The following is a 23,819-nucleotide window of genomic DNA, read 5'->3' as shown; positions in this document are numbered from 1 at the left end:
ACCAGTATGACGGATGTCAGCCTCAAGGGGTAAAAAATCCTGTAAACTTACACAATACATGTAACTGGAAAATTGACCATGACAAATCAACCAACGGAAATTGCCATTGTCGGCGGGGGGATGGTCGGCGGCGCGCTGGCGCTGGGACTGGCGCAGCATGGATTTTCGGTAACGGTGATTGAACATGCCGCTCCTGCGCCGTTTGTTGCTGGCGGACAGCCTGATGTCAGAATTTCGGCCATTAGCTCCGCCTCCGTGTCGTTGCTGAAAGGGCTGGGCGTCTGGGATACGGTTCAGGGAATGCGTAGCCATCCTTACCGTCGTCTGGAAACGTGGGAATGGGAAAATGCCCATGTGATGTTTGATGCCGCCGAGCTCAAGCTGCCTCTGTTGGGCTATATGGTGGAGAACACGGTCCTGCAACAGGCGCTCTGGCAGGCGCTGGAAGATCACCCTAAAGTTACGCTGCGCGTGCCGGCGTCGCTTCTCTCTTTGCATCAACATCACGATCGGCATGAACTTGAACTGGCAGACGGTGAAAAAATCAGCGCGAAGCTGGTTATCGGCGCGGATGGTGCAAATTCTCAGGTGCGGAAAATGGCCGGGATTGGCATTCATGCCTGGCAGTATGCGCAGTCCTGTATGTTGATTACCGTGCAATGCGAGCATTCGCCGGGAGACAGCACCTGGCAGCAATTTACCCCTGACGGTCCGCGCGCGTTTTTACCGTTGTTCGATAACTGGGCCTCGCTGGTGTGGTACGACTCACCAGCTCGCATCCGCCAATTGCAAGTGCTAAATATGCCGCAACTGCAGGCGGAGATCGCTAAACATTTCCCTTCACGACTCGGTAACGTTACGCCTGTGGCGGCGGGGGCATTCCCACTTACGCGTCGTCATGCGCTGCAATATGTGCAACCGGGGCTGGCGCTGGTAGGTGATGCCGCGCATACCATTCACCCACTGGCGGGGCAGGGCGTTAATCTGGGTTTTCGTGATGTCGATGCGTTGATTGATGTGCTGGTGAATGCGCGCAGCTACGGTGAATCCTGGGCCAGTCAGCCGGTGCTCAAGCGTTATCAGAATCGCCGTATGACTGACAATTTCATCATGCAAAGCGGTATGGATCTGTTCTACGCCGGATTCAGCAATAACCTGCAGCCGCTGCGCATCATGCGTAATCTCGGGCTCATGGCCGCAGAGCGCGCTGGAGTACTGAAACGTCAGGCACTGAAGTATGCGTTAGGGTTGTAGTGCCGTTAAACCAGGCGCGAAAACAGAGTTTCTCTACCTTCCTTACCTGGAAAGAACCCCTGATACCAAACACTTCCGGTGTTGGTTGTCAGGGTTTCACATTGCCATTGATGAGTGGCAACGCAATACAAAGCTCTGGTGCTAATACCTGCGAAGATGAGCAGGCAAGCCAGCACAAACAGCGCCGCAACCGTATTTCCCCCATTGGCATAATCATGCGCCAGTATGGCAATACAGGCAATTTGCAGGCAGAGCTTGCCGCTAAACCCATAGATAAAAAACTGGCGAAGCCGTGCTTGTGAAAAGAAGCAGGGATTTTTCAGTACAGATCGCTGTTCCTGAGCGGGAAAGCCGTGGATATAGACCATCCACTGAGTATTCTCCGTCAGCGTTAAGGCCGTACCGGCTTCATTAAGTCGGTGAAGATGCATTGACACAATAACCGGGAATACGATGCCAATCAGAACGAAGTAGGTTATCAGTGACGAAATGCCGATAAAGCTGAGACCAACCGCGAGAAGAAAAAACAACAGGGCAGTTATTCGCATGAAAAACAGAGGGAAAATCTGATAATTCATCACAAGCTCCTTTTGTGCAAAAAAGGCATTCTAGCATTAAGCTTTTGGGCGCTTGTGCAGGAGAGGGTGTTTTTAGGATTTTATAAAAGCAAAAAGCTCGCCGAAGCGAGCTTTTTTAATATGGCTGGGGTACGAGGATTCGAACCTCGGAATGCTGGTATCAGAAACCAGAGCCTTACCGCTTGGCGATACCCCAACGGGTGCACCCACAAAGTGGACGACTTTTTGAAATTGGCTGGGGTACGAGGATTCGAACCTCGGAATGCTGGTATCAGAAACCAGAGCCTTACCGCTTGGCGATACCCCAACAATTTTTTGGATTTACCGAACGAGTCGATACGTCCTTAATATGGTGGCTACGACGGGATTCGAACCTGTGACCCCATCATTATGAGTGATGTGCTCTAACCAGCTGAGCTACGTAGCCAGATACTATCATGTTCTTCGATGGCTGGGGTACCTGGATTCGAACCAGGGAATGCCGGTATCAAAAACCGGTGCCTTACCGCTTGGCGATACCCCAATGACCGTTGCGGTGAACCGCTATATCGAAGAAAAAATGGCTGGGGTACCTGGATTCGAACCAGGGAATGCCGGTATCAAAAACCGGTGCCTTACCGCTTGGCGATACCCCATCCGTGCAACGCTTACGGGTGAATGGTGCGGGAGGCGAGACTTGAACTCGCACACCTTGCGGCGCCAGAACCTAAATCTGGTGCGTCTACCAATTTCGCCACTCCCGCAAAAAAAGATGGTGGCTACGACGGGATTCGAACCTGTGACCCCATCATTATGAGTGATGTGCTCTAACCAGCTGAGCTACGTAGCCATCTTTTTTTTCGCGTAACCTTATCGGCGTTGCGGGGCGCATTATGCGTATTGAGCCTTGAAGCGTCAACCCCTTTTTCATTGAAAATAGCTGGAATGTGACTGTTTGGTTAGGTTGCGAACAGCATGACGCAATATTCGGCAATTATTAGTTATTAATTGTTTTTTTGCACAGAAAACAGACATAAAAAAAGAGCCCCGCAGGGCCCTTTTCTAAGGATTAACTTATTTATAAGCGGACTGGTGTACGCCAACCGCACGACCAGACGGATCGTTCATGGTTTTAAACGCTTCATCCCATTCGATCGCTTTAGCGGAAGAACAGGCTACAGATGGCCCGCCAGGCACACATTCCGCAGCGCTCGCAACCGGGAACAACTCTTCGAAAATCTCACGGTACAAATACGCTTCTTTAGATGATGGCGTGTTGTATGGGAAACGGAAGCTGGCGGTTTCCAGTTGTTGGTCAGAAACTTGTTCAGCAGCGACTTCTTTCAGTGTATCAATCCAACTGTAACCGACACCGTCAGAGAACTGCTCTTTCTGACGCCACGCGACGCTTGCTGGCAGGTAGGACTCAAAACATTCGCGCAGAACGTGTTTTTCCATTTTGCCGTTGCCGCACATTTTGTCCTGCGGGTTGATGCGCATCGCCACATCAAGGAATTTCTTATCCAGAAACGGCACGCGTGCCTCCACGCCCCAGGCTGACATCGCTTTGTTGGCACGGGCGCAGTCGAACATATGCAGTGCCTGCAGCTTGCGCACGGTTTCTTCGTGCAGTTCTTTTGCATCTGGCGCTTTGTGGAAATAGAGATAACCGCCAAATACTTCGTCCGAACCTTCGCCCGACAGCACCATTTTAATGCCCATCGCTTTAATTTTACGCGACATTAAGTACATTGGCGTCGAGGCGCGAATCGTCGTGACATCGTAAGTTTCGATGTGATAAATCACGTCGCGGATAGCATCCAGACCTTCCTGCACGGTGAAGTGGATCTCGTGGTGCACGGTACCCAAATGGTTTGCCACCTCTTGCGCAGCTTTCAGATCCGGAGCGCCTTCCAGGCCGACGGCGAAGGAGTGCAGCTGTGGCCACCAGGCTTCGCTACGTTCCTGATCTTCAACACGGCGTGCCGCGTATTTTTTAGTGATCGCGGAAATGACGGATGAATCCAGACCGCCGGACAGCAGTACTCCATAAGGAACATCAGACATCAGGTGGCTTTTAACCGCATCTTCCAGCGCCTGGCGCAGCTCGTTTTTATCGGTAACGTTGTCTTTGACTGCATCGTATTCAAACCAGTCGCGCTGGTAGTACTGACGAATTTCGCCGTCTTTACTCCATAAATAACTACCGGCCGGGAATTCTTTGATTGTGCGGCAGACAGGAACCAGCGCTTTCATTTCAGACGCAACATAGAAGTTACCGTGTTCGTCGTAACCCATATACAGCGGGATGATCCCAATATGATCGCGACCGATCAGATAAGCGTCCTGCTCGCTGTCATACAGGGCAAAAGCAAACATGCCTTGCAGATCATCCAGAAACTCTGGGCCTTTTTCCTGATACAGCGCGAGGATAACTTCGCAGTCGGAACCGGTCTGGAACTGATAGCGATCGCCGTACTCAGCGCGCAGCGCCTGGTGGTTATAAATTTCACCGTTAACCGCCAGGATATGCGTTTTCTTCACGTTGTACAGCGGCTGAGCACCGGCGTTGACGTCGACGATGGACAGACGTTCGTGTGCCAGAATGGCGTTATCACTGGCGTAAATACCCGACCAGTCCGGGCCGCGATGGCGCATCAGACGAGACAATTCCAGGGCTTTTTTACGCAGTTCAACTGCGTCAGTTTTAATATCGAATACGCCAAAAATAGAACACATAACCTTCTCCGTTAACCTGTTGCGTGATGCTTTTTATGTTTGCTTGATAAAGAAAATGCCGCAAAGCGGAAGAGGGCGCAAGCGAATTGCGGGTCAGAAAATAAAAACTGCAATGGTCATTGTGGATTGGTGAAAAAAGATTACAGAATAGACGTGTTTATTGATGAATCGACAGTTTTATGGCGGTTTTATTGAATGGAGGGACTTCGTGGGGCGGATAAGACGATGACGCCGCCATCCGGCAATAACGCAGCAAAATTGCCGAATAAGATGAACTCATGTCTTATCCGGCCTGCGAATCAAATCACATCAATTTCAGCAACAGACGGGTAAATCCAGCTTGGTCTGAACGGCATGTTGTCAATATCATCGAGCTTGGATACGCCAGACAGTACCAGGATAGTTTCCAGACCCGCCTGAAAACCTGCCAAAATATCGGTGCGCAGGTTGTCGCCAACAATGACGGTTTCTTCTGAGTGCGCCTGCATTTTGTTGAGCGCCGCGCGAATAATCCACGGACTGGGTTTGCCGACATAAAATGGTTTACGACCTGAGATCTTCTCAATACCGGCACAGAGTGCTCCACAGGCGGGATAAAAGCCGCGACCGTGGGTATCCGGGTTAGTGGCGATAAAACGAGCGCCGTTGGCGACAAAATACGCCGCTTTATGCATCATGTCCCAGTTATAGGAACGCGTCTCGCCAACAATCACAAAATCGGGGTTCACGTCGGTAATGGTAAATCCAGCTTTATACAGTTCGTGAATTAACGCGCCTTCACCAACCACATAGGCCTTTTTTCCTTCCTGGCGACGAAGAAAATCAGCGGTAGCCATCGCGGAAGTATAAAAGACGCTATCAGGGACATTCACACCTGCGGTGGCGAAGCGGTTTGCCAGATCTTGCCCGGTCTGCGAAGGGTAGTTAGTCAGCAGGACTAACGGCAGACCTTTTTCCAGGATCCCAGTCAGAAATTCTGCCGCACCCGGTACAGCAACATTGTCGTGCATCAGCACGCCGTCGATATCACAAATTACATTCTTAATGGCCATGGACAATCCGACATTAAAAAAAGAAGGCATTACTATACACAAAATACACTACATCATTCGAGTCGCATCAAGGCGGCAAGTCTGCGAACCTCCGGAGCTTACTGAAGTAAGTGACCGGGGTGAGCAGATGCAGCTAACGCAGAGGCAGCTTGAAGGATGACGTGTATTAGCTTTCCAGCAAACGTTGCAGTAAAGTCCCGTTAAGCATTGCGCGTTTCACCAGCGCAAAGGCGCCAATGGCGGAGCGGTGATCCAGCGTGGACCGAACCACCGGTAAATTATGGCGAAACGCCTTCAACGCCTGCGTGTTGATACAGCTTTCTATTGCAGGCAGCAGCACTTTATCAGCCTCGGTAATTTCGCCCGCAATGACGATTTTCTGCGGATTAAACAGGTTGATGGCGATAGCGATGGTTTTACCCAGATGGCGGCCAACATGCTCGATGACTTCTGCTGCCAGATTATCGCCTTTATTCGCTGCCTTACAGATGGCTTTGATACTGCAATCATCCAGCGTGAGCCGGCTTGGATAGCCTTGCTTTAGCAAGTTTTGTACGCGGTGTTCGATAGAGGCGTTGGCCGCAATGGTTTCCAGACAGCCGAAATTACCGCAGTGACAGCGCTCACCCAGCGGCTCAACCTGAATATGACCAATCTCACCGACGTTGCCATTGCGACCGATGAAAATGCGGCCATTGGAAATAATTCCCGCGCCGGTTCCGCGGTGCACTCGCACCAAAATGGAGTCTTCGCAATCCTGGCTTGCCCCGAAATAGTGCTCAGCCAGCGCCAGGCTGCGAATATCGTGACCAACAAAGCAGGTGACTTTGAAGCGTTTTTCGAGCGCTTCGACCAGCCCCCAGTTTTCGACCTGAATGTGTGGCATATAGCGGATGACGCCGCTTTCAGGATCGACAAGGCCTGGCAGGATGACAGAAATTGCGATCAGCTCGCGGATTTTCCGCTGACAGCTCTCAATAAAGATGGCAATGGTGTTGAGCAGCGCATATTCCAGCGTTTCCTGGGTGCGCTCCGGGAGAGGGTAATGCTCTTCGGCGACCACTTTACTGCTCATATCATAGAGAGTGAGCGTCGTATCGTGGCGACCCAGGCGTACGCCAATTGCGTGGAAATTGCGGGTTTCTGTGACGATAGAGATAGCGCGGCGGCCCCCGGTGGAGGCCTGCTGATCGACTTCTTTGATCAGCCCGCGTTCGATCAACTGACGCGTAATTTTGGTTACGCTGGCGGGGGCAAGCTGGCTTTGCTCGGCAATTTGAATTCGCGAGATTGGCCCATGCTGGTCAATCAGGCGATAAACCGCCGCGCTGTTAAGCTGTTTTACGAGATCAACATTACCTATTTGAGCTTGTCCGCCTGGTGTCATTCTTTCTCTTACTCAGTAACGACCTCGTTGCCATTAACGATGGTCTTGATAATTTTAAAGTCGTGCGTGAACGCAGTCAGGTTGGCTACTTTGCCTGGCGCGATACTGCCGAGTTGTTTGTCGACGCCAATGGCGCGAGCAGGGTAGAGCGTTGCCATGCGCAGGACTTCGTCGAGAGCGATATTCGCATGTTCGACCAGATTGCGTACACCCTCAATCATGGTTAATGATGAACCGCTCAACGTACCGTTCTCATCAACACACAGTCCATTGCGGTAGTATATTGTTTTACCAGCGAAAATGAACTGTTCAATGTTTGCACCTGCTGGCGCGGTCGCGTCAGTGACCAGGCACAGCTTGTCGCCTTTCAGGCGCTTAGCATTACGAATGTTAACGTAATCAACGTGCAGGCCATCGGCGATGATACCGCAGTAGATATCGGCTTCATCAAGAATTGCGCCCGCCAGACCTGGCTCACGACCGGTAATGTACGGCATCGCGTTGAACAAATGGGTCGCAAAGCTGATGCCTGCGCGGAAACCGATTTTGGCTTCTTTGACCGTTGCATTGGAGTGACCCGCAGAAACCACGATACCGGCATTAACCAGTTTGGTGATGACCTCTACCGGGACCATTTCTGGTGCCAGTGTGACTTTGGTGATCACATCCGCATTATCGCACAGGAAATCAACCAACGCAGCGTCCGGCTGACGGACAAATCCAGGATTATGGGTACCTTTTTTCACAAGGTTCAGCCACGGGCCTTCAAGATGAAGTCCTAATGCCTGATTCGGGTGTTTCGCCAGGTATTCACGCATCACGCGAACACCCTGTTTCATCAGGTCATCGCTGGTGGTGATAAGCGTTGGTAAATAGTTGGTGCAGCCAGATTTTTCATTGGCTTTCTGCATGATTTCCAGCGTTTCAACGGTCACGGCTTCTGCCGTATCGTTAAACTGTACACCGCCGCAGCCGTTTAGCTGTACATCAATAAAACCGGGGGAAACAATGGCCCCATTCAGTGAGCGCTGTTCAATTCCTGACGGTAACTCAGCCAGTGGGCAAACGCTGTCAATCAGGCCATTGGCGACAACAATCGCATGGTCATCAAGAATTTCGTGACCGGTAAAGATCCGGCCCTGGGTTAAAGCATACATTCCGACCCCCGATTTCAAAAAATGCCGCCCTGCAACTCATCGACAGGGCGGAGACATCAATTACAGACCTTTAATATTTTCCGCTTCTAACTCGTTGAAGTATTTCAGCGTCTTCACTTTCAGTTCCATGGTGGAAGGCTCATCGCAGACCACAACGGCTTTTGGATGCAACTGCAAGCAGCTGATGGTCCACATGTGGTTAACGTTGCCTTCAACGGCGGCTTGCAGCGCCTGTGCTTTCTGGTGGCCCAGAACCAGGATCATCACCTCTTCGGCATCCAGCAGGGTACCCACGCCAACGGTCAGCGCATATTTAGGCACCTGGCTTACGTCGCCGTCAAAGAAGCGTGAGTTAGCAACACGTGTGTCGTGAGTCAACGTTTTGATACGGGTACGGGAAGCCAAAGAGGAAGCCGGTTCGTTGAACGCGATGTGACCATCGTTGCCTACACCGCCCATAAACAGGTGGATTTTACCGTAAGAACGGATTTTTTCTTCATACTGACGGCATTCTGCATCAATATCCGGCGCATTACCATTGAGGAGGTTGATGTTTTCTGCTGGAATATCAACGTGATCAAAGAAATTGCGGTGCATAAAGCTGTGGTAGCTTTCCGGATGCTCTTTCGGCAGGCCAACATATTCGTCCATATTGAAAGTAACAACATGCTTGAAGCTCACCTGGCCCGCTTTGTGCATTTCAACCAATGCTTTATAAGCTGTCAGCGGAGTACCGCCAGTCGGCAGGCCCAGAACGAACGGACGATCTGCCGTTGGTTTGAACGCGTTAATACGGTTAACGATATGGCGAGCAGCCCATTTGCCGACTTGTTCAGCGGTATTCAGGGGGATCAGTCTCATTCTTCACCTCAAAAGTAAATGTAAGCAATTGGCGGATTGAGTCTCTGTGCAGTATTAAGCGTAACCTGGTTTTGCATCGGTAAGGATCAATCCGTTTCGATTTTTTGAATGATAAAATAAGTTTTCGTAGTTAGCCAGTGGAAGGGAGGGTTAATAACGATATTTGGTGACTGAAATCACAAAAAACACGCGTTTAATTTGCGATACGAATTAATTTTTCACACACTCTGAATGTAGATGAATGGTTAATATCGTTGTTCCAGAATCTTGCTGTCAGGAATGGTCACACAATAAAAATATGGCTTCAAAGAAGCCTAATCGGGGTCTCGTAGGGGGAATAAAATGAATATTTTAGGTTTTTTCCAGCGGCTGGGTAGGGCGTTACAGCTCCCCATCGCTGTGCTGCCAGTCGCGGCACTGCTGCTGCGATTCGGCCAACCAGATTTACTTAACGTACCCTTCATCGCGCAAGCGGGTGGGGCCATCTTTGATAACCTCGCGTTAATATTTGCGATCGGTGTTGCTTCCAGCTGGTCAAAAGACAGCGCAGGTGCAGCAGCGCTGGCAGGTGCGGTCGGTTATTTCATATTGACCAAAGCAATGGTTACCATTAACCCTGCAATCAATATGGGCGTGCTGGCTGGTATCATCACCGGTCTGGTCGGCGGTGCCGTGTATAACCGCTGGTCTGGTATCAAACTGCCTGACTTCCTGAGCTTCTTTGGCGGCAAACGCTTCGTGCCGATCGCCACTGGCTTCTTCTGTCTGGTGTTGGCTGCTATCTTCGGTTACGTATGGCCACCGGTACAGAACGCCATCCATGCGGGTGGTGAGTGGATCGTGGGCGCTGGCGCGCTGGGTTCCGGTATCTTTGGTTTCATCAACCGTCTGCTGATCCCAACCGGTCTACATCAGGTGCTGAATACTATCGCCTGGTTCCAGATTGGCGAATTTACTAACGCTGCAGGTACCGTATTCCACGGTGACATCAACCGCTTCTACGCGGGTGACGGCACTGCGGGTATGTTCATGTCTGGCTTCTTCCCGATCATGATGTTTGGTCTGCCGGGTGCGGCGCTGGCGATGTACTTCGCGGCTCCGAAAGCACGTCGTCCGATGGTTGGCGGTATGCTGCTGTCCGTTGCGATCACCGCGTTCCTGACCGGTGTTACCGAGCCGTTGGAATTCCTGTTCATGTTCCTGGCTCCGCTGCTGTACCTCCTGCACGCACTGTTAACGGGTATCAGCCTGTTCGTTGCAACACTGCTGGGGATCCACGCAGGCTTCTCCTTCTCCGCAGGTGCGATCGACTACGTGTTGATGTACAACCTGCCGGCAGCAAGCCAGAACGTCTGGATGCTGGTAGTGATGGGGCTGGTGTTCTTCGTTATCTACTTTGTGTTGTTCAGCGCGGTTATTCGTATGTTTAACCTGAAAACGCCGGGCCGCGAAGATAAAGAAGACGATATCGTTACTGAAGAAGCCAACAGCAACACTGAAGAAGGTTTGGCTCAACTGGCAACCAGCTACATTGCAGCGGTTGGTGGCACTGATAACCTGAAAGCGATTGATGCCTGTATCACTCGTCTGCGTCTGACCGTTGCCGACTCCGGTCGCGTAAACGATGCGATGTGTAAACGTTTAGGAGCATCGGGTGTCGTTAAGCTGAATAAGCAAACAATTCAGGTCATCGTGGGTGCGAAAGCTGAATCCATCGGCGACGAAATGAAGAAAGTTGTCGCGCGTGGCCCGGTGGCAGCAGCGTCTGGTGAAAGTGCGCCAGCAGCAGCGGCTCCGGTAGCAAAACCGCAGGCTGTAGCGAATGCAGTCACCGTTGAAGCGCTGGTTTCTCCGATTACCGGTGACGTAGTTGCGCTGGAGCAGGTTCCTGATGAAGCCTTCGCCAGCAAAGCTGTAGGTGACGGCGTGGCGGTGAAACCAACGGATAAAATCGTGGTTGCTCCGGCTGCGGGCACCATCGTGAAAATCTTCAACACTAACCATGCGTTCTGCCTGGAAACTGTTAAAGGCGCGGAAATCGTGGTCCATATGGGCATCGACACCGTCGCGCTGGAAGGTAAAGGCTTTAAGCGTCTGGTTGAAGAAGGTGTGGAAGTTACTGCAGGCCAACCGATTCTGGAAATGGATCTGGAGTTCCTGAACGCTAACGCACGTTCTATGATAAGCCCGGTTGTGTGCAGCAACAGCGATGATTTCGGCGCTCTGGTCATTAAAGCCGAAGGTCATGTGGTTGCCGGTCAAACACCACTGTATGAGATTAAAGGTAAGTAACTGCTCCTGAGTAAAGTGAGTTAAGTGCCTTAAGCGGCGGGGGATAGTCCTCCGCCGCTTTTTTTTGCAGCAAATGCCCTCATATCTCCTGCTGAACAGCTTTTTTGTGCAACTAATAGTTGTCTCCTGACGTCGCTTATAAGATCATACTCCGTTATACGTTGTTTACGCTTTGAGGAATCCACGATGAGTGAGGCTGAAGCCCGCCCGAGTAACTTTATTCGTCAGATCATCGATGAAGATCTGGCCAGTGGTAAGCACACCACTATCCATACCCGTTTTCCGCCGGAGCCAAATGGCTATCTGCACATTGGCCACGCGAAATCCATTTGTCTGAACTTTGGCATTGCGCAAGATTACCAGGGCCAGTGCAACCTGCGTTTTGATGATACGAACCCGGTTAAAGAAGATATCGAGTACGTTGAGTCGATTAAAAACGACGTTGAATGGTTAGGTTTCCACTGGACTGGCGACATTCGCTACTCTTCGGATTACTTCGATCAGCTTCACGCCTATGCGGTAGAGCTTATTAATAAAGGGCTGGCGTACGTTGACGAACTGTCAGCGGACGAAATCCGCGAATACCGTGGCACGCTGACTCAGCCAGGCAAAAACAGCCCGTACCGCGATCGTAGCGTTGAAGAGAACCTGGCGTTGTTCGAAAAAATGCGTACCGGTGGCTTTGAAGAAGGTAAGGCCTGCCTGCGTGCGAAAATCGATATGGCTTCGCCGTTTATCGTGATGCGCGATCCGGTGCTGTACCGCATTAAGTTCGCCGAACACCACCAGACCGGCAACAAGTGGTGCATCTACCCGATGTACGACTTTACCCACTGCATCAGCGATGCGCTGGAAGGCATTACGCATTCACTGTGTACGCTGGAGTTCCAGGATAACCGTCGTCTGTACGACTGGGTGCTAGACAACATCACCATTCCGGTTCATCCGCGCCAGTACGAATTCTCGCGCCTGAATCTGGAATACACCGTGATGTCTAAGCGCAAGCTGAACCTGCTGGTGACCGACAAGCACGTTGAAGGCTGGGACGATCCGCGTATGCCGACGATCTCTGGCCTGCGTCGTCGCGGTTACACAGCTGCCGCGATCCGTGAGTTCTGCAAACGCATTGGCGTGACCAAACAGGACAACACCATTGAGATCGCTTCTCTGGAATCCTGCATCCGCGAAGATCTGAACGAAAATGCTCCGCGCGCGATGGCGGTTATCGATCCGGTGAAACTGGTTATCGAAAACTACCCGCAGGGCGAAAGCGAGCTGGTCACTATGCCTAACCATCCGAATAAACCGGAAATGGGCAGCCGTGAAGTACCGTTTAGCGGTGAAATTTGGATCGATCGCGCAGACTTCCGCGAAGAAGCGAACAAGCAGTACAAGCGTCTGGTGATGGGTAAAGAAGTACGTCTGCGTAATGCATACGTGATCAAGGCCGAACGTGTTGAGAAAGATGCAGAAGGTAAGATCACCACCATTTTCTGCACCTACGATGCTGACACCCTGAGCAAAGATCCGGCCGATGGTCGTAAAGTTAAAGGCGTTATTCACTGGGTGAGCGCGTCCCATGCGCTACCGATTGAAATCCGTCTGTACGACCGTCTGTTTAGCGTGCCAAACCCAGGTGCGGCGGAAGACTTCCTGTCCGTTATTAACCCGGAATCGCTAGTCATTAAGCAGGGTTACGGTGAGCCGTCGCTGCAGGCTGCGGTTGCAGGTAAAGCGTTCCAGTTTGAGCGTGAAGGTTACTTCTGCCTGGACAGCCGTTATGCAACGGCTGACAAGCTGGTGTTTAACCGTACCGTTGGTCTGCGTGATACGTGGGCTAAAGCGGGCGAATAAGTCGCAACACATCCTCTCTAAACGCCGCTTTATGCGGCGTTTTTTTTCGCAAAAAAACCGTTTGACAGGCTCCGTTTGCGCAGCGAATTAATTACATGTCTGTAATAATAAATCGGCTGAATGTTTTTACGTTTAAATAACTTACCTCAATGTGAAATGGGCTGAAACCGATTTCATCTCTATGGAAAACAAGCGATTTTTTCATTTTTTCAACGCTTTTTTATCTCCCAATGAAAATGTAACAGAAAGCAATGAAATATGTGCGGTTGCTCATACTATTACATACTCGTTACAGAAAGAGATTGATAATTCGCGTCGCGAAAAATAGTCTATTCATTGTAGTCACTGAGGTTTTCTTGGCGCTACTTTTTTAATTTTTGTTTTTTCGCTGTCCGCTTATATCGGCAGCATTTTTATGTCAAAGAGGATTAACATATGCGTACGTTTAGTGGCAAACGTAGTACGCTGGCGCTGGCTATCGCCGGTATCACAGCAATGTCGGGTTTTGTTGTCGCTCCGCAGGTACACGCCGAAGGATTTATTGATGACTCAACCTTAACCGGCGGCATCTATTACTGGCAGCGTGAGCGTGACCGTAAAGATGTGACCGATCATGACAAATACAAAACCAACCTTTCTCACTCCACCTGGAACGCTAACCTCGACTTCCAGTCCGGTTATGCGGCCGATATGTTTGGTATTGATATCGCAGCATTTACCGCTATTGAAATGAACGAAAGTAGCGAAAGCGGCCATCCAAACGAAATCGCATTCTCTTCCAAAAATAAAGGCTATGACGAGGATTACTCCGGCGATAAGAGCGGGATTAGCCTTTATAAAGCAGCAGCTAAATTTAAATACGGCCCAACCTGGGCGCGTGCCGGTTACATTCAACCAACCGGGCAGACTTTGCTGGCACCGCACTGGAGCTTTATGCCAGGTACCTATCAGGGGGCTGAAGCCGGTGCCAACTTCGACTATGGTGATGCTGGCGCACTAAGCTTCTCCTATATGTGGGCTAACGAATATAAAGCGCCGTGGCACACCGAAGTCGATAAATTCTATCAGGCTGATAAAAAGACCAGCGTTGATTACCTGCATTCAATCGGCGCGAAATATGACTTCAAAAATAACCTGTTACTGGAAGCGGCATTTGGTCAGTCTGAAGGCTACGTCGATCAGTACTTCGCCAAAGCCAGCTACAAATTCGATTTAGGCGGTAACCCGTTTACTACCAGCTATCAATTCTACGGCGCACGTGACAAAGTTGACGATCGCACCGTGAACGATATTTATGACGGCACGGCCTGGCTGCAGGCGCTGACCTTCGGTTATAAAGTAGCGGAAGTGGTTGACCTGCGTCTGGAAGGCACATGGGTTAAAGCAGATGGGCAGCAAGGCTACTTCCTGCAGCGTATGACCCCGACCTACGCCTCATCAAACGGTCGCCTGGACGTGTGGTGGGATAACCGTTCTGACTTCAACGCCAACGGCGAAAAGGCAGTCTTCTTCGGCGCAATGTATGACCTGAAGAACTGGAACCTGCCGGGCTGGGCAGTGGGCGCGTCCTACGTTTATGCATGGGATGCCAAACCCGCTACCTGGCAGCTCAACCCGGATGCGTACTACGACAAAAACCGCACTATCGAAGAATCTTCTTACAGCCTGGATGCGGTCTACACCCTGCAGGATGGTCGTGCGAAGGGCACTATGTTTAAACTGCACTTCACCCAGTACGACAACCATTCAGATATTCCGAGCTGGGGTGGTGGTTACGGCAACATCTTCCAGGATGAGCGTGACGTGAAATTCATCGTTATTGCTCCGTTCACTATCTTCTAATGCCAATAGCGGCAGGCCGGGCGCCTGCCGCCTCGTTGAGGAACGTGCTATGAAAAAACTGATACTCATCGCCGTTATGGCATCAGGGCTGGTGGCTTGTACGCAATCCCCTGCACCGAAAGAAGACAGCCGTCTGAAAGAAGCCTACAGTGCGTGTATTAATACCGCTCAAGGATCGCCGGAAAAAATAGAAGCCTGCCAAAGCGTGTTGAATGTACTGAAGAAAGAAAAAAAGCACCAGCAGTTTGCCAATGAAGAAAGCGTACGCGTGCTGGATTATCAGCAGTGTATCCAGGCCACGCGCACGGGTAACGATCAGGCCGTTAATGCTGATTGCGATAAAGTCTGGCAGGAAATTCGCAGCAAGAATGCCGCACAGTAATTCAAAAAATGAAAAAGACAACGGGCGGAGAATTTTCCGCCCGTTTGCATTTCAGAGCTTATTTTCCACTGGTTGATAACCCCGACTTAGCCGGACAAACAGCATTGCCGTGGCGGCGAGTCCGCAAAGTGCCGCGCACATCAGCCACCATCCCGGTGAGCTTTTATCCCCGGTTAGCTGAACCAGTGCCGTGGATATGACCGGCGTTAGGCCGCCAAAAATCGCTGTGGCAAGACTGAATGCCAGTGAAAAGCCCACCGTACGCACATAGACCGGCATCACCTCGGTGAGTGCGGCTACCATTGCCCCGTTATACATACCAAAAAAGAATGAGAACCAAAGCAGAACCAATGTCATGCGAGTGAAATCTGGCGCGGCGGTGAGCCAGTGCATTACCGGCCAGGTGGTGATCAGAGCGAGTACGGTAATCCCCATTAACACCGGACGACGACCAATTCGGTCAGAAATTGCCCCGCCAATGGGCAGCCAGATAAAGTTAGAAATACCGACCAGCATGGTGACCACCAGGCTGTCGCGAGCGCTCAGGTGGAGTACAGCCCTGCCGTAGGTCGGGGTGTAGACGGTGATGAAGTAAAATGTCGTTGTGGTCATCGCCACCAGCAGCGTACCTGCAGCGATAAGACGCCAGTTTTTGACGATAGTGGTGAAAATTTCCCGAGTGTCGGGGCGGTGCGTGCGTTGTAAAAATGCGTCTGTTTCCTGCAGCGAGCGGCGGAGCACGAAGATCAAAGGAATAATCATGCAACCAATAAAGAAGGGAATGCGCCAGCCCCATTCCGAGATCTGATCGTGTCCCAGGGTAGCGTTCAGACAGTAACCAATCAGCGCCGCCACCACAATGGCGACCTGTTGACTGGCCGACTGCCAACTGGTGTAGAAGCCTTTATTGCCAGGCGTGGCGATTTCCGAAAGATAAACCGAGACGCCGCCTAACTCTACGCCTGCAGAAAATCCCTGTAATAATCGTCCAAGTAATACCAGCACGGGAGCCAGCAGGCCAATACTGTGATAGCCAGGTACCAGGGCAATCAGCAGGGTACCGCAGCCCATAATCGCCAGCGTCACCATCAGGCCTTTACGACGACCAATTCTGTCGATGTAAGCACCCAGCACAATGGCGCCAACGGGTCGCATTAAGAAACCCGAGCCAAAAACGGCGAAAGTTAACATTAGCCCGGCAAATTCACTCTCCGCGGGAAAGAAGGTCTTTGCAATATAGGTGGCGTAAAACCCGAACAGAAAAAAGTCGAACTGTTCGAGAAAATTACCGCTGGTTACCCGCAGTATTGCGCCGAAAGTTCCGGCGCGCGATGGTTGTTGTGTCATTGGGTTTGCTCCACTGTCTTATCATAATATTTATAGAGGTAAGAGTGTGCGGGTTATTTGTCTGTGACCCCCGCCTGTTTGCCGCGCCGTTTCTCAATCGCCCACTTGAGTAAGGCTGCGCAGCGGTAAAATCCATGGGCAAATTTTCCGTAAGGAATGGTCAGAAAGAGCGCCATGACCACGCCGAGGTGAATGGCGAGCAAAATAGCCATCCAGGACGAGTCTCTTCCTGCCAGCAGGGCTAAACCGGTCAGACTGGTCAGCAGCAGCAGTAAAATAAAACCGCGATCCATCGGTTTTTGCCGTGCGTCGCCATGTAGCGGTGAGCGCTTGAGATTGAGCCATAGCAAGCCAGCCGGGCCGACAACCAGGCCAATGCCGCCTAATGTGCCCAACATCACCGGCAAGCTGAAGAACGGATAGGGCGCTTCAATACCTGCGAAATAGTGATAGCCCGTCGCCACCACGGTGGCGGCAAAGCAGAGCAGAAAACCGTAGAAAGTGAAGTGATGAAAACGGCGCCGCATCAGAGTGAAGGCATCATCTGCTTCATTACAACCTTTACCGTGCCCGCCATCGAGATACTTTAGCGTCAGCGCATCGTGTGAAGCTTCAGCAATTTCGACGGAACGTGGCATACCGGGAGAGATCTCGCGCCAGAAGCGGATAACGCCCGCCATCAGCAGACCTATCGCCAGAATAAATACCGAACCAAACATCCAGGCCAGCAGGTTATGCGGGAAAATTTGGTAGAAATCTCCGGCCAGCGGTGGATGGAGTAACGAGCCTTTTAACCCCATGGCGAGCAGTAAAAACAGAGTCAGACCGAAAACCAGCGCCAGCGTCACGGTGACGCCTGCGCGACGATAAAGCGCGCCAAAGGCCGCGGGTTGCGCGTAGTGCTGATAGGTTTCAAGCCGGACTTCTGCCATCGCCTTCGGCACGTTGATGGCAAACTCATGAGGCGGGGCATACTGACAGGCGTGCAGGCAGGCACCGCAGTTATGGCACAAGTTTGCCAGATAATTGATATCCGCTTTACCGAATTCCAGGCGCTGCGTCATTGCCGGGAACACGGCGCAAAATCCTTCACAATAGCGACAGGCGTTGCAGACCTGCATCACGCGTTCAACTTCCGCTTCCGGTTCGGTGATAATTTGCGCGTCGATAATCAGTTTCTCAAGCTGCCTCATGACGAGTCTCCTTACGTGCGGCCAGCGCGGCTTCTTTTCCGGCAATACGGCCAAAAGTGGTACCGATTGACATGCCCACGCCTGCGGTGTAGCCCTTGCCCAGCACGTTGCCCGCCATCATCTCTCCGGCGACGAACAGGTTGCGGCTTGGCTGCCCGGCAAAGTGTACGGCAGCGCGTTCATTTACTTTTAACCCGAGATAGGTGAAGGTGATCCCTGGCCGCAGGGCATAGCCGTAGTAAGGCGGCTGGTCCAGTGGTCGCGCCCAGTGTGTCTTCGCGGGGGTTAACGCTTTTGTCGTGCAGTTATCCAGAATGGTATGGTTGAACTGGCCGGGCTGGCAGGCGTTGTTGTACTCCGTCACGGTGTGGGTAAAGTGTTCGCCATTCAGCCCCAACTGATGAGCCAGTTCCGCCAGCGTATTAGCCTGTGCGCCAGGAAAGACCGGAGGCATGAAGTGACCGATGGCTTTACTGTCGATAATGGAGTAGCCAATCTGCCCGGGCTGTTGGGCGACCAGTCGTCCCCAAATGGCGTAGCGTTTGGGCCAGAAATCTTCGCCTTCATCATAAAAACGCTCAGCGTCACGGTTGACGACTATGCCGAGAGAAACACAGTCCACGCGGGTACAAATCCCGCCGTCATATAACGGCGCTCTGGCGTCAATAGCTACGCAATGTGACTGGGAGGGTTCGCCGATGATGTCGGCTCCGGCATCGATCATAAATTTGAGCAGTACGCCCTGGTTAAAGCGCGTGCCGCGAATCAGAAAGTTATCTGCAGGCCATTCGCCGCGCTCGTTCTCTCCCCACGCTTCTCGTAGCCATTCGCGGTTTGACTCAAACCCGCCAGCGGCAAGCACGCAGGATTTAGCTGTGATGCGCTCTTCACCTGCCAGCGCCGCCACGAACTCGCCATTACGCAGTTCAAGCGCCTGAACGGGGGTGTTATAGCGGATCTGCACTCCCAGTTTTTCTGCGCTGCGATAATAGGCATTCACCAGGGCCTTGCCACCGCCCATAAAAAAGGCGTTGGTTCGCGCCACGTGTAAAGCGCCAGAGAGAGGAGGTTGAAAATTGACGCCGTGTCGGCGCATCCAGTCGCGACACTGTGAAGAGGTGCGGATCACCAGACGAGCCAGGGCTTCGTTGGTATTTCCTTCCGTGACGCGCTGCAGATCTTGCCAGAACTCCTCTTCCGGATAGCTTTCCACCAGCACATCCTGCGGTGCATCATGCATACAGCGCAGGTTACGCGTGTGTTGGGAATTTCCCCCACGCCATTCCCGGGGAGCCGCTTCGAGTAGTAAAACGGAAGCGCCTTGCTCCCGGGCGGTAAGGGCAGCGCATAAGGCAGCATTGCCACCGCCAATCACCAGAACATCAACCATCGTATACTCCATTACCATTTAACCAATTGTTAAATTTGTAATTAAAATGTATGCGAACGGCTTGTGCGGGCGCTATGACGTAGTGCTAAAGAGGGCTTTAGTTATTGTAAAGGATGGCGCCTGGCCAGCGTCCTGCTTCCACCAGTTGATGCATCACTTTCGTCAGCACCACGCGGGCTGCGAGGCCCGCCGGGGTGAGCTCATCGTCAGAGAGGCTCACCAGAAAGTTGGGGCGGCTAAGTATCGGATTATGGACGCCGATCACTCTTAGCGTCTCTTTATCGAGATGGGAAATCGCCGCTCCGGGTTGAAGAGTGGCGCCAATGCCACTGCGCACGGCGCGCATCAGCAGCGCCAGACCATCAATTTCTGTAGCAATCTCAATGTTCAGCGCGTGTTCCTGACAAATTGCTTCCAGCCTGCCGCGCAGACCGTGGCCTGGGCTTGGCATTATCAATGGAATACGTGCCAATTCGGCTGGAGAAATATTGTCATCGGTAATATCAGCCAGTAGGGCATGGGTCCCAATCAAAAACAGCCGTTCTTCGAGAATCGGTCTGGCACTCCAGCGCAGGATCTTTTCTTTTTGAAACACCACAGCCAGATCAATCTGTCGGGTATTAATCATCCGTTCCAAATTACCAGAGAGACTTTCCACCACATGCAAGCGAACATCGCTATAGCTTTCCCGCATGGCGTGAATAAAAGGCATACCGAGAACTGAAGCGGTACTGGGAGCCATGCCGACGCTGACGTGCCCGGAAAGCCGGGATTCACGCGCGGCGAGGATTGCATCGTCTGCGTGACGGAGCGCCAGCTGCGCCTGGGAGTAAAAAGCCAGTCCGGCGCTGGTGGGGGTCACGCCTCGCGAAGTGCGCTGCAGCAGGCGAATAGCGAGTTCGTTTTCCAGACGCGACATTTGCTGACTGAGTGCCGAAACCCCGATATTGAGATCGAGCGCCGCGCTACCCATGCTGCCGGTTTCTACAATGCGCACAAAATAGCGTAGCTGGCGAAGTTCCATTTCGACTCTCCGGAAGGGGGCAATTGATTTTTACATTAAAGCAACACAGGAGCGGAGGGAAGGGGAAAAGGGCAGGTAACGCCCATAAAAAAAGCCAACCGGATGGTTGGCTTTTCAGAAAGCATTACATTATTTGCCGTCGTGGGCGTGCTCATCTTCGCGGCAATCGCCTTCGGCACAGTGACCGTAAAGATAGAGGCTATGGTTAGTTAAGCGAATGCCATGTTTAGCCGCAATCTCACGTTGGCGGGCTTCGATGGAATCATCGCTGAACTCGACCACTTTGCCGCAGTCAAGGCAGATGAGGTGATCGTGATGATGCTGTTGAGTCAATTCGAAGACGGATTTACCACCTTCAAAATTATGGCGGGTCACGATACCGGCATCATCAAACTGGTTCAGCACGCGATACACGGTCGCCAGACCAATTTCTTCACCCATATCGATCAGGCGTTTGTATAAGTCTTCCGCACTGACGTGATGGTTATCCGGTTCCTGAAGAACTTCCAGAATTTTTAAACGAGGAAGCGTTACTTTCAGGCCAGCCTTCTTTAATGCGGTATTGTTGTCAGTCATGCGGAATCTGTCCTGTAGCTAAACGATTCACTTCATTAACAGAAGTGACAGAAATTGCACTTGAGATAATGCGATTCATTATAGAACTGCCATGGCTAAATGAAAACTGCAAGTCTCTGGCATATATTGTTAATCAAAACGTGGTATCGCCGACAAACACACTGTGCAACACCCGATTGGCATCCAGCCATTGTACAGGGTCAGACGAAAAAGTTACAAATTTGTAGCAATTATTTTGATTGGTTTTATCTATTGATGCGGCGCAGATGGAAATCTGCGCCACACGAAATCAGGCATTAATGATTTCGTCGAGGTGCAGCTCTTCAGAGATCTGCTTAACCCATTTTTCTACGCGTTCTGCGGTCAGTTCAGGTTGGCGATCTTCATCGATAGCCAGACCGACAAAATGGTCGTCGTCAGCCAGACCTTTGGACGCTTCAAAGTGATAACCTGCCGTTGGCCAGTGACCAACGATGGTTGCGCCGCGCGGTTCGATGATATCGCGAATGGTCCCTAACGCATCGCAGAAATATTCTGCGTAATCTTCCTGGTCGCCACAGCCGAACAATGCAACCAGTTTGCCGTTAAAATCAATGTCTTCGAGGGTAGGGAAGAAGTCGTCCCAGTCGCACTGCGCTTCACCGTAGTACCAGGTTGGGATGCCGAGCAGCAGAATGTCATACCCTTCGAGGTCTTCTTTGCTGCTTTTTGCAATGTCATGAACATCGGCAACGTCTTTACCAAGCTGTTTTTGAATCATTTTTGCGATGTTTTCGGTATTACCGGTGTCGCTGCCGAAAAAGATGCCAGTGATTGCCATGAGTAAAATAACCTCTTGAAACTTATTGAAATGGTGGTGGCGCATTGCCCACGGATAAGGGCAATCATAGCAGAACAGTCTGGCATGCGGAAACAGCAAACACGCAGGACTGCACTCTGTGCTACACGATTTATGATTTAGAGCAGAAATTCAGACTATGCCTGACCGCGCAATGCGCTGAGTTGGTTCATCAGCATCTCTTCGATGAGTTCACTGCGACTCATGTTGCGTGCCTCAGCCAGCTCGTTCAGAGCGTCAACGGCATCAGCGTTCAGTTTCAGTTCGACACGCTTAAGCCCGCGAACTTTGTCACGCTTAAGCTGATTACGTTTATTAATACGTAACTGTTCATCACGCGAGAGCGGATTAGTTTTGGGTCGTCCCGGGCGACGCTCCTGCGCGAACAGATCTAATGTCGTACGGTCCGTTTGTTCTTTGGCCATGATCTTGGTGACTTCGGGGAAACAATCAGCCAGGCGTCTGCCCGGATGGATAGCGCGCCATAATACATCAGCAGGGGAGACACGCCAACGCCCGCGCGCGTAATCGCGCGCAGACGCTGAGTTTTTAATCAGTTAGCCTGCTCGCTCAGATAACGACGGATGGCGCGCAGCACCGCCTCCGGTTTTTCGGCATGCACCCAATGCCCGGCGCCTGCTATAACGTGCGCACGAGCTTGTGGGAATTGCGCCAGCAGTTGTTCGCGATACGCTTCGGTAACATACGGTGAGTTGCCGCCTGGGATAAACAGCGCCGGGTGCTCCCACGCAGGAATGGTTTCCCAACCGACGATATGCGGATATTGATCCCACAATACGGGAACGTTAAAGCGCCACTCGCCGTCAACAAAGGATTTCAGCAGAAACTGGATAACACCTTCCTCTTGCAGGTGCTGGCGCATGACGCTTGCCGCCTGCTGGCGTGAGGACGCTTGTGCATCGGTTACGGCATTGATTGCCGCAAAAATCTCATCGTGGCGGCGAACATGGTAGTCAACGGGAGCAATGTCGATGGCGACCAGCCGTTCGACACGTTCCGGAGCCAGAGCAGTCAGCGCCATGACGGCTTTTCCGCCCATCGAGTGGCCAATAAAGATCGCTTTTTCGATCTGCCGATCGTCCAGCGTATCCAGCAGATCTTGCGCCATGGCCGGATAATTCATCTCAGGTGAACGAGGGGAGAGGCCATGGTTTCGCATATCGACCTGGATGATGTCGTGGTCGGCTACTAGATCGCGTGCCAGGATCCCCAGGTTATCCAGACTGCCAAACAAGCCGTGAACCAGGACGATGGGAGAATTATTGTGCAGGTTTTGCGCAGATTGCGCTCGGATATTCAATTTCATGGCAAAGTTCTTTTTTTCACACTCACGGGTTAGGGTATCATGTTGACCATTCTGCCACATGGCTGCAACAACTACGGTTACTCTGAGTTTTGCTGGCCACCAGGCTTGACGCTATCCGCTGTTGGGATTTGCCTTTACACTACGTGTGTTTACCCCGACAACTTGTATTCAGCTAAACACTGCACTGGATTAAGATGAAAACGATTGAAGTTGATGATGAACTCTATAGCTATATTGCCAGCCACACCAAGCATATTGGCGAGAGCGCATCCGACATTTTACGGCGTATGTTGAAATTTTCCGCCGCATCACAGCCTGTCACTCCGATAGTCAAAGAAGTCCGCGCTGTGCAACCTGTCGTGGAAGCCAAGCCGGTTAACCCCGTAAAAGATAAAGTGCGCGCGATGCGTGAACTGCTGCTGTCCGACGAATACGCGGAACAGAAGAAAGCAGTAAATCGCTTTATGCTGGTGCTGTCTACACTCTATTCACTGGATCAAAACGCGTTCGCCGAAGCAACGGAATCGTTGCATGGTCGTACGCGTGTTTATTTTGCAGCTGATGAACAGACGCTGCTGAAAAATGGTAATCAAACCAAACCGAAGCACGTGCCAGGCACGCCGTACTGGGTGATCACCAATACCAATACCGGCCGTAAATGCAGCATGGTTGAACACATCATGCAGTCAATGCAATTCCCTGCGGAATTGATTGAAAAGGTTTGCGGAACAATTTAATCCTTGCATT

21 protein-coding genes and 7 tRNA genes are annotated in these 23,819 nt (G+C 51.6%); 6 read left to right on the top strand and 22 right to left on the bottom strand.

Going from position 1 to position 23,819, the window contains the following annotated elements:
- Positions 1 to 78 precede the first annotated feature (78 nt).
- Positions 79 to 1,254 (top strand): 3-demethoxyubiquinol 3-hydroxylase, encoded by a 1,176-nt coding sequence (ubiF, locus tag OGV57_RS14315; protein ID WP_054528188.1) that lies wholly within the window; start codon positions 79 to 81, stop codon positions 1,252 to 1,254.
- 5 nt (positions 1,255 to 1,259) lie between these two features.
- Here the strand turns inward: ubiF and OGV57_RS14310 are convergent, their stop codons facing one another.
- From OGV57_RS14310 to nagB, 13 genes are all read right to left on the bottom strand, one after another.
- On the bottom strand, positions 1,260 to 1,832 hold the full coding sequence (locus tag OGV57_RS14310) for a hypothetical protein (protein ID WP_003835554.1): 573 nt from the start codon (positions 1,830 to 1,832) through the stop codon (positions 1,260 to 1,262).
- Positions 1,833 to 1,953: 121 nt separating this feature from the next.
- Positions 1,954 to 2,028, bottom strand: a tRNA-Gln gene (locus OGV57_RS14305).
- A 36-nt stretch (positions 2,029 to 2,064) separates the two neighbouring features.
- Positions 2,065 to 2,139: transfer RNA gene (locus OGV57_RS14300), tRNA-Gln, on the bottom strand.
- Between the two features lie 43 nt (positions 2,140 to 2,182).
- A tRNA-Met gene (locus OGV57_RS14295) sits at positions 2,183 to 2,259 on the bottom strand.
- Positions 2,260 to 2,280: 21 nt separating this feature from the next.
- Positions 2,281 to 2,355: transfer RNA gene (locus tag OGV57_RS14290), tRNA-Gln, on the bottom strand.
- A 37-nt stretch (positions 2,356 to 2,392) separates the two neighbouring features.
- A tRNA-Gln gene (locus OGV57_RS14285) sits at positions 2,393 to 2,467 on the bottom strand.
- Positions 2,468 to 2,490: 23 nt separating this feature from the next.
- Positions 2,491 to 2,575 (bottom strand) — tRNA-Leu (locus OGV57_RS14280).
- 9 nt (positions 2,576 to 2,584) lie between these two features.
- Positions 2,585 to 2,661 (bottom strand) — tRNA-Met (locus tag OGV57_RS14275).
- A gap of 224 nt (positions 2,662 to 2,885) precedes the next feature.
- Positions 2,886 to 4,550 carry an asparagine synthase B gene (gene asnB, locus OGV57_RS14270; RefSeq protein WP_003835552.1) on the bottom strand — a complete coding sequence of 555 codons (1,665 nt, stop codon included), beginning with the start codon at positions 4,548 to 4,550 and terminating at the stop codon, positions 2,886 to 2,888.
- A 299-nt stretch (positions 4,551 to 4,849) separates the two neighbouring features.
- On the bottom strand, positions 4,850 to 5,602 hold the full coding sequence (gene nagD / locus OGV57_RS14265; RefSeq protein WP_003022792.1) for a ribonucleotide monophosphatase NagD: 753 nt from the start codon (positions 5,600 to 5,602) through the stop codon (positions 4,850 to 4,852).
- Positions 5,603 to 5,768: 166 nt separating this feature from the next.
- Positions 5,769 to 6,989 carry a DNA-binding transcriptional regulator NagC gene (nagC, locus tag OGV57_RS14260; RefSeq protein ID WP_003022796.1) on the bottom strand — a complete coding sequence of 407 codons (1,221 nt, stop codon included), beginning with the start codon at positions 6,987 to 6,989 and terminating at the stop codon, positions 5,769 to 5,771.
- Positions 6,990 to 6,997: 8 nt separating this feature from the next.
- Positions 6,998 to 8,146: an N-acetylglucosamine-6-phosphate deacetylase gene (nagA, locus tag OGV57_RS14255; RefSeq protein ID WP_003022800.1), complete on the bottom strand. Its 1,149-nt coding sequence runs from the start codon at positions 8,144 to 8,146 to the stop codon at positions 6,998 to 7,000.
- A 60-nt stretch (positions 8,147 to 8,206) separates the two neighbouring features.
- A complete protein-coding gene (gene nagB, locus OGV57_RS14250; RefSeq protein ID WP_003022803.1) occupies positions 8,207 to 9,007 on the bottom strand; it encodes a glucosamine-6-phosphate deaminase in 801 nt (266 codons plus the stop codon).
- 342 nt (positions 9,008 to 9,349) lie between these two features.
- Here nagB and nagE point away from each other — a divergent pair, with 342 nt between their 5' ends.
- The 4 genes from nagE (at position 9,350) to OGV57_RS14230 (ending at position 15,377) form a co-directional block, all read left to right on the top strand.
- Entirely contained in the window at positions 9,350 to 11,299 is a 1,950-nt protein-coding gene (nagE, locus tag OGV57_RS14245; RefSeq protein WP_049014689.1) for a PTS N-acetyl glucosamine transporter subunit IIABC, read from the top strand.
- Between the two features lie 186 nt (positions 11,300 to 11,485).
- A complete protein-coding gene (gene glnS, locus OGV57_RS14240) occupies positions 11,486 to 13,153 on the top strand; it encodes a glutamine--tRNA ligase (RefSeq protein WP_003022809.1) in 1,668 nt (555 codons plus the stop codon).
- 435 nt (positions 13,154 to 13,588) lie between these two features.
- Positions 13,589 to 14,995, top strand: coding sequence for a chitoporin ChiP (chiP, locus tag OGV57_RS14235; RefSeq protein WP_003835544.1), 1,407 nt, complete (start codon positions 13,589 to 13,591; stop codon positions 14,993 to 14,995).
- Between the two features lie 49 nt (positions 14,996 to 15,044).
- Entirely contained in the window at positions 15,045 to 15,377 is a 333-nt protein-coding gene (locus tag OGV57_RS14230; protein WP_032938534.1) for a ChiQ/YbfN family lipoprotein, read from the top strand.
- A gap of 51 nt (positions 15,378 to 15,428) precedes the next feature.
- Here OGV57_RS14230 and OGV57_RS14225 read toward each other — a convergent pair whose 3' ends face one another.
- The 9 genes from OGV57_RS14225 to ybfF all read right to left on the bottom strand — a co-directional run bounded on the left by OGV57_RS14225 (position 15,429) and on the right by ybfF (position 23,072).
- Positions 15,429 to 16,724 (bottom strand): MFS transporter, encoded by a 1,296-nt coding sequence (locus OGV57_RS14225; protein WP_003847370.1) that lies wholly within the window; start codon positions 16,722 to 16,724, stop codon positions 15,429 to 15,431.
- A gap of 53 nt (positions 16,725 to 16,777) precedes the next feature.
- On the bottom strand, positions 16,778 to 17,917 hold the full coding sequence (gene tcuB / locus OGV57_RS14220) for a tricarballylate utilization 4Fe-4S protein TcuB (protein WP_054528189.1): 1,140 nt from the start codon (positions 17,915 to 17,917) through the stop codon (positions 16,778 to 16,780).
- Positions 17,904 to 19,307 (bottom strand): FAD-dependent tricarballylate dehydrogenase TcuA, encoded by a 1,404-nt coding sequence (gene tcuA / locus OGV57_RS14215; RefSeq protein WP_016149788.1) that lies wholly within the window; start codon positions 19,305 to 19,307, stop codon positions 17,904 to 17,906. The genes tcuB and tcuA overlap by 14 nt, the downstream gene beginning before the upstream one ends.
- A 97-nt stretch (positions 19,308 to 19,404) precedes the next feature.
- The gene (gene tcuR, locus OGV57_RS14210; protein WP_044701004.1) at positions 19,405 to 20,331 is read right to left on the bottom strand and encodes a tricarballylate utilization LysR family transcriptional regulator TcuR; all 927 of its coding nucleotides are present in this window, start codon (positions 20,329 to 20,331) and stop codon (positions 19,405 to 19,407) included.
- Positions 20,332 to 20,460: 129 nt separating this feature from the next.
- Positions 20,461 to 20,907 (bottom strand): ferric iron uptake transcriptional regulator, encoded by a 447-nt coding sequence (fur, locus tag OGV57_RS14205; protein ID WP_003022836.1) that lies wholly within the window; start codon positions 20,905 to 20,907, stop codon positions 20,461 to 20,463.
- Complete coding sequence (locus tag OGV57_RS14200) at positions 20,900 to 20,986, bottom strand: ryhB-regulated fur leader peptide (RefSeq protein ID WP_049259739.1); 87 nt, start codon at positions 20,984 to 20,986, stop codon at positions 20,900 to 20,902. Before OGV57_RS14200 ends, fur begins: the two co-directional genes overlap by 8 nt.
- 210 nt (positions 20,987 to 21,196) lie before the next feature.
- The gene (fldA, locus tag OGV57_RS14195; RefSeq protein ID WP_003022839.1) at positions 21,197 to 21,727 is read right to left on the bottom strand and encodes a flavodoxin FldA; all 531 of its coding nucleotides are present in this window, start codon (positions 21,725 to 21,727) and stop codon (positions 21,197 to 21,199) included.
- 155 nt (positions 21,728 to 21,882) lie between these two features.
- On the bottom strand, positions 21,883 to 22,170 hold the full coding sequence (ybfE, locus tag OGV57_RS14190) for a LexA regulated protein (RefSeq protein ID WP_003022842.1): 288 nt from the start codon (positions 22,168 to 22,170) through the stop codon (positions 21,883 to 21,885).
- Between the two features lie 128 nt (positions 22,171 to 22,298).
- Complete coding sequence (gene ybfF / locus OGV57_RS14185) at positions 22,299 to 23,072, bottom strand: esterase (RefSeq protein ID WP_003022844.1); 774 nt, start codon at positions 23,070 to 23,072, stop codon at positions 22,299 to 22,301.
- A gap of 194 nt (positions 23,073 to 23,266) precedes the next feature.
- Between ybfF and seqA the strand changes: the two genes are divergently transcribed.
- Positions 23,267 to 23,809 (top strand): replication initiation negative regulator SeqA, encoded by a 543-nt coding sequence (seqA, locus tag OGV57_RS14180; protein WP_003022848.1) that lies wholly within the window; start codon positions 23,267 to 23,269, stop codon positions 23,807 to 23,809.
- Positions 23,810 to 23,819: the final 10 nt, after the last annotated feature.

It is taken from the genome of Citrobacter sp. Cf087 (genome assembly GCF_030334285.1).
GTDB classification, from domain to species: domain Bacteria; phylum Pseudomonadota; class Gammaproteobacteria; order Enterobacterales; family Enterobacteriaceae; genus Citrobacter; species Citrobacter freundii.
Note: the sequence above shows the minus strand (reverse complement) of the source record. Positions and strands in the feature narration are given on the sequence as shown.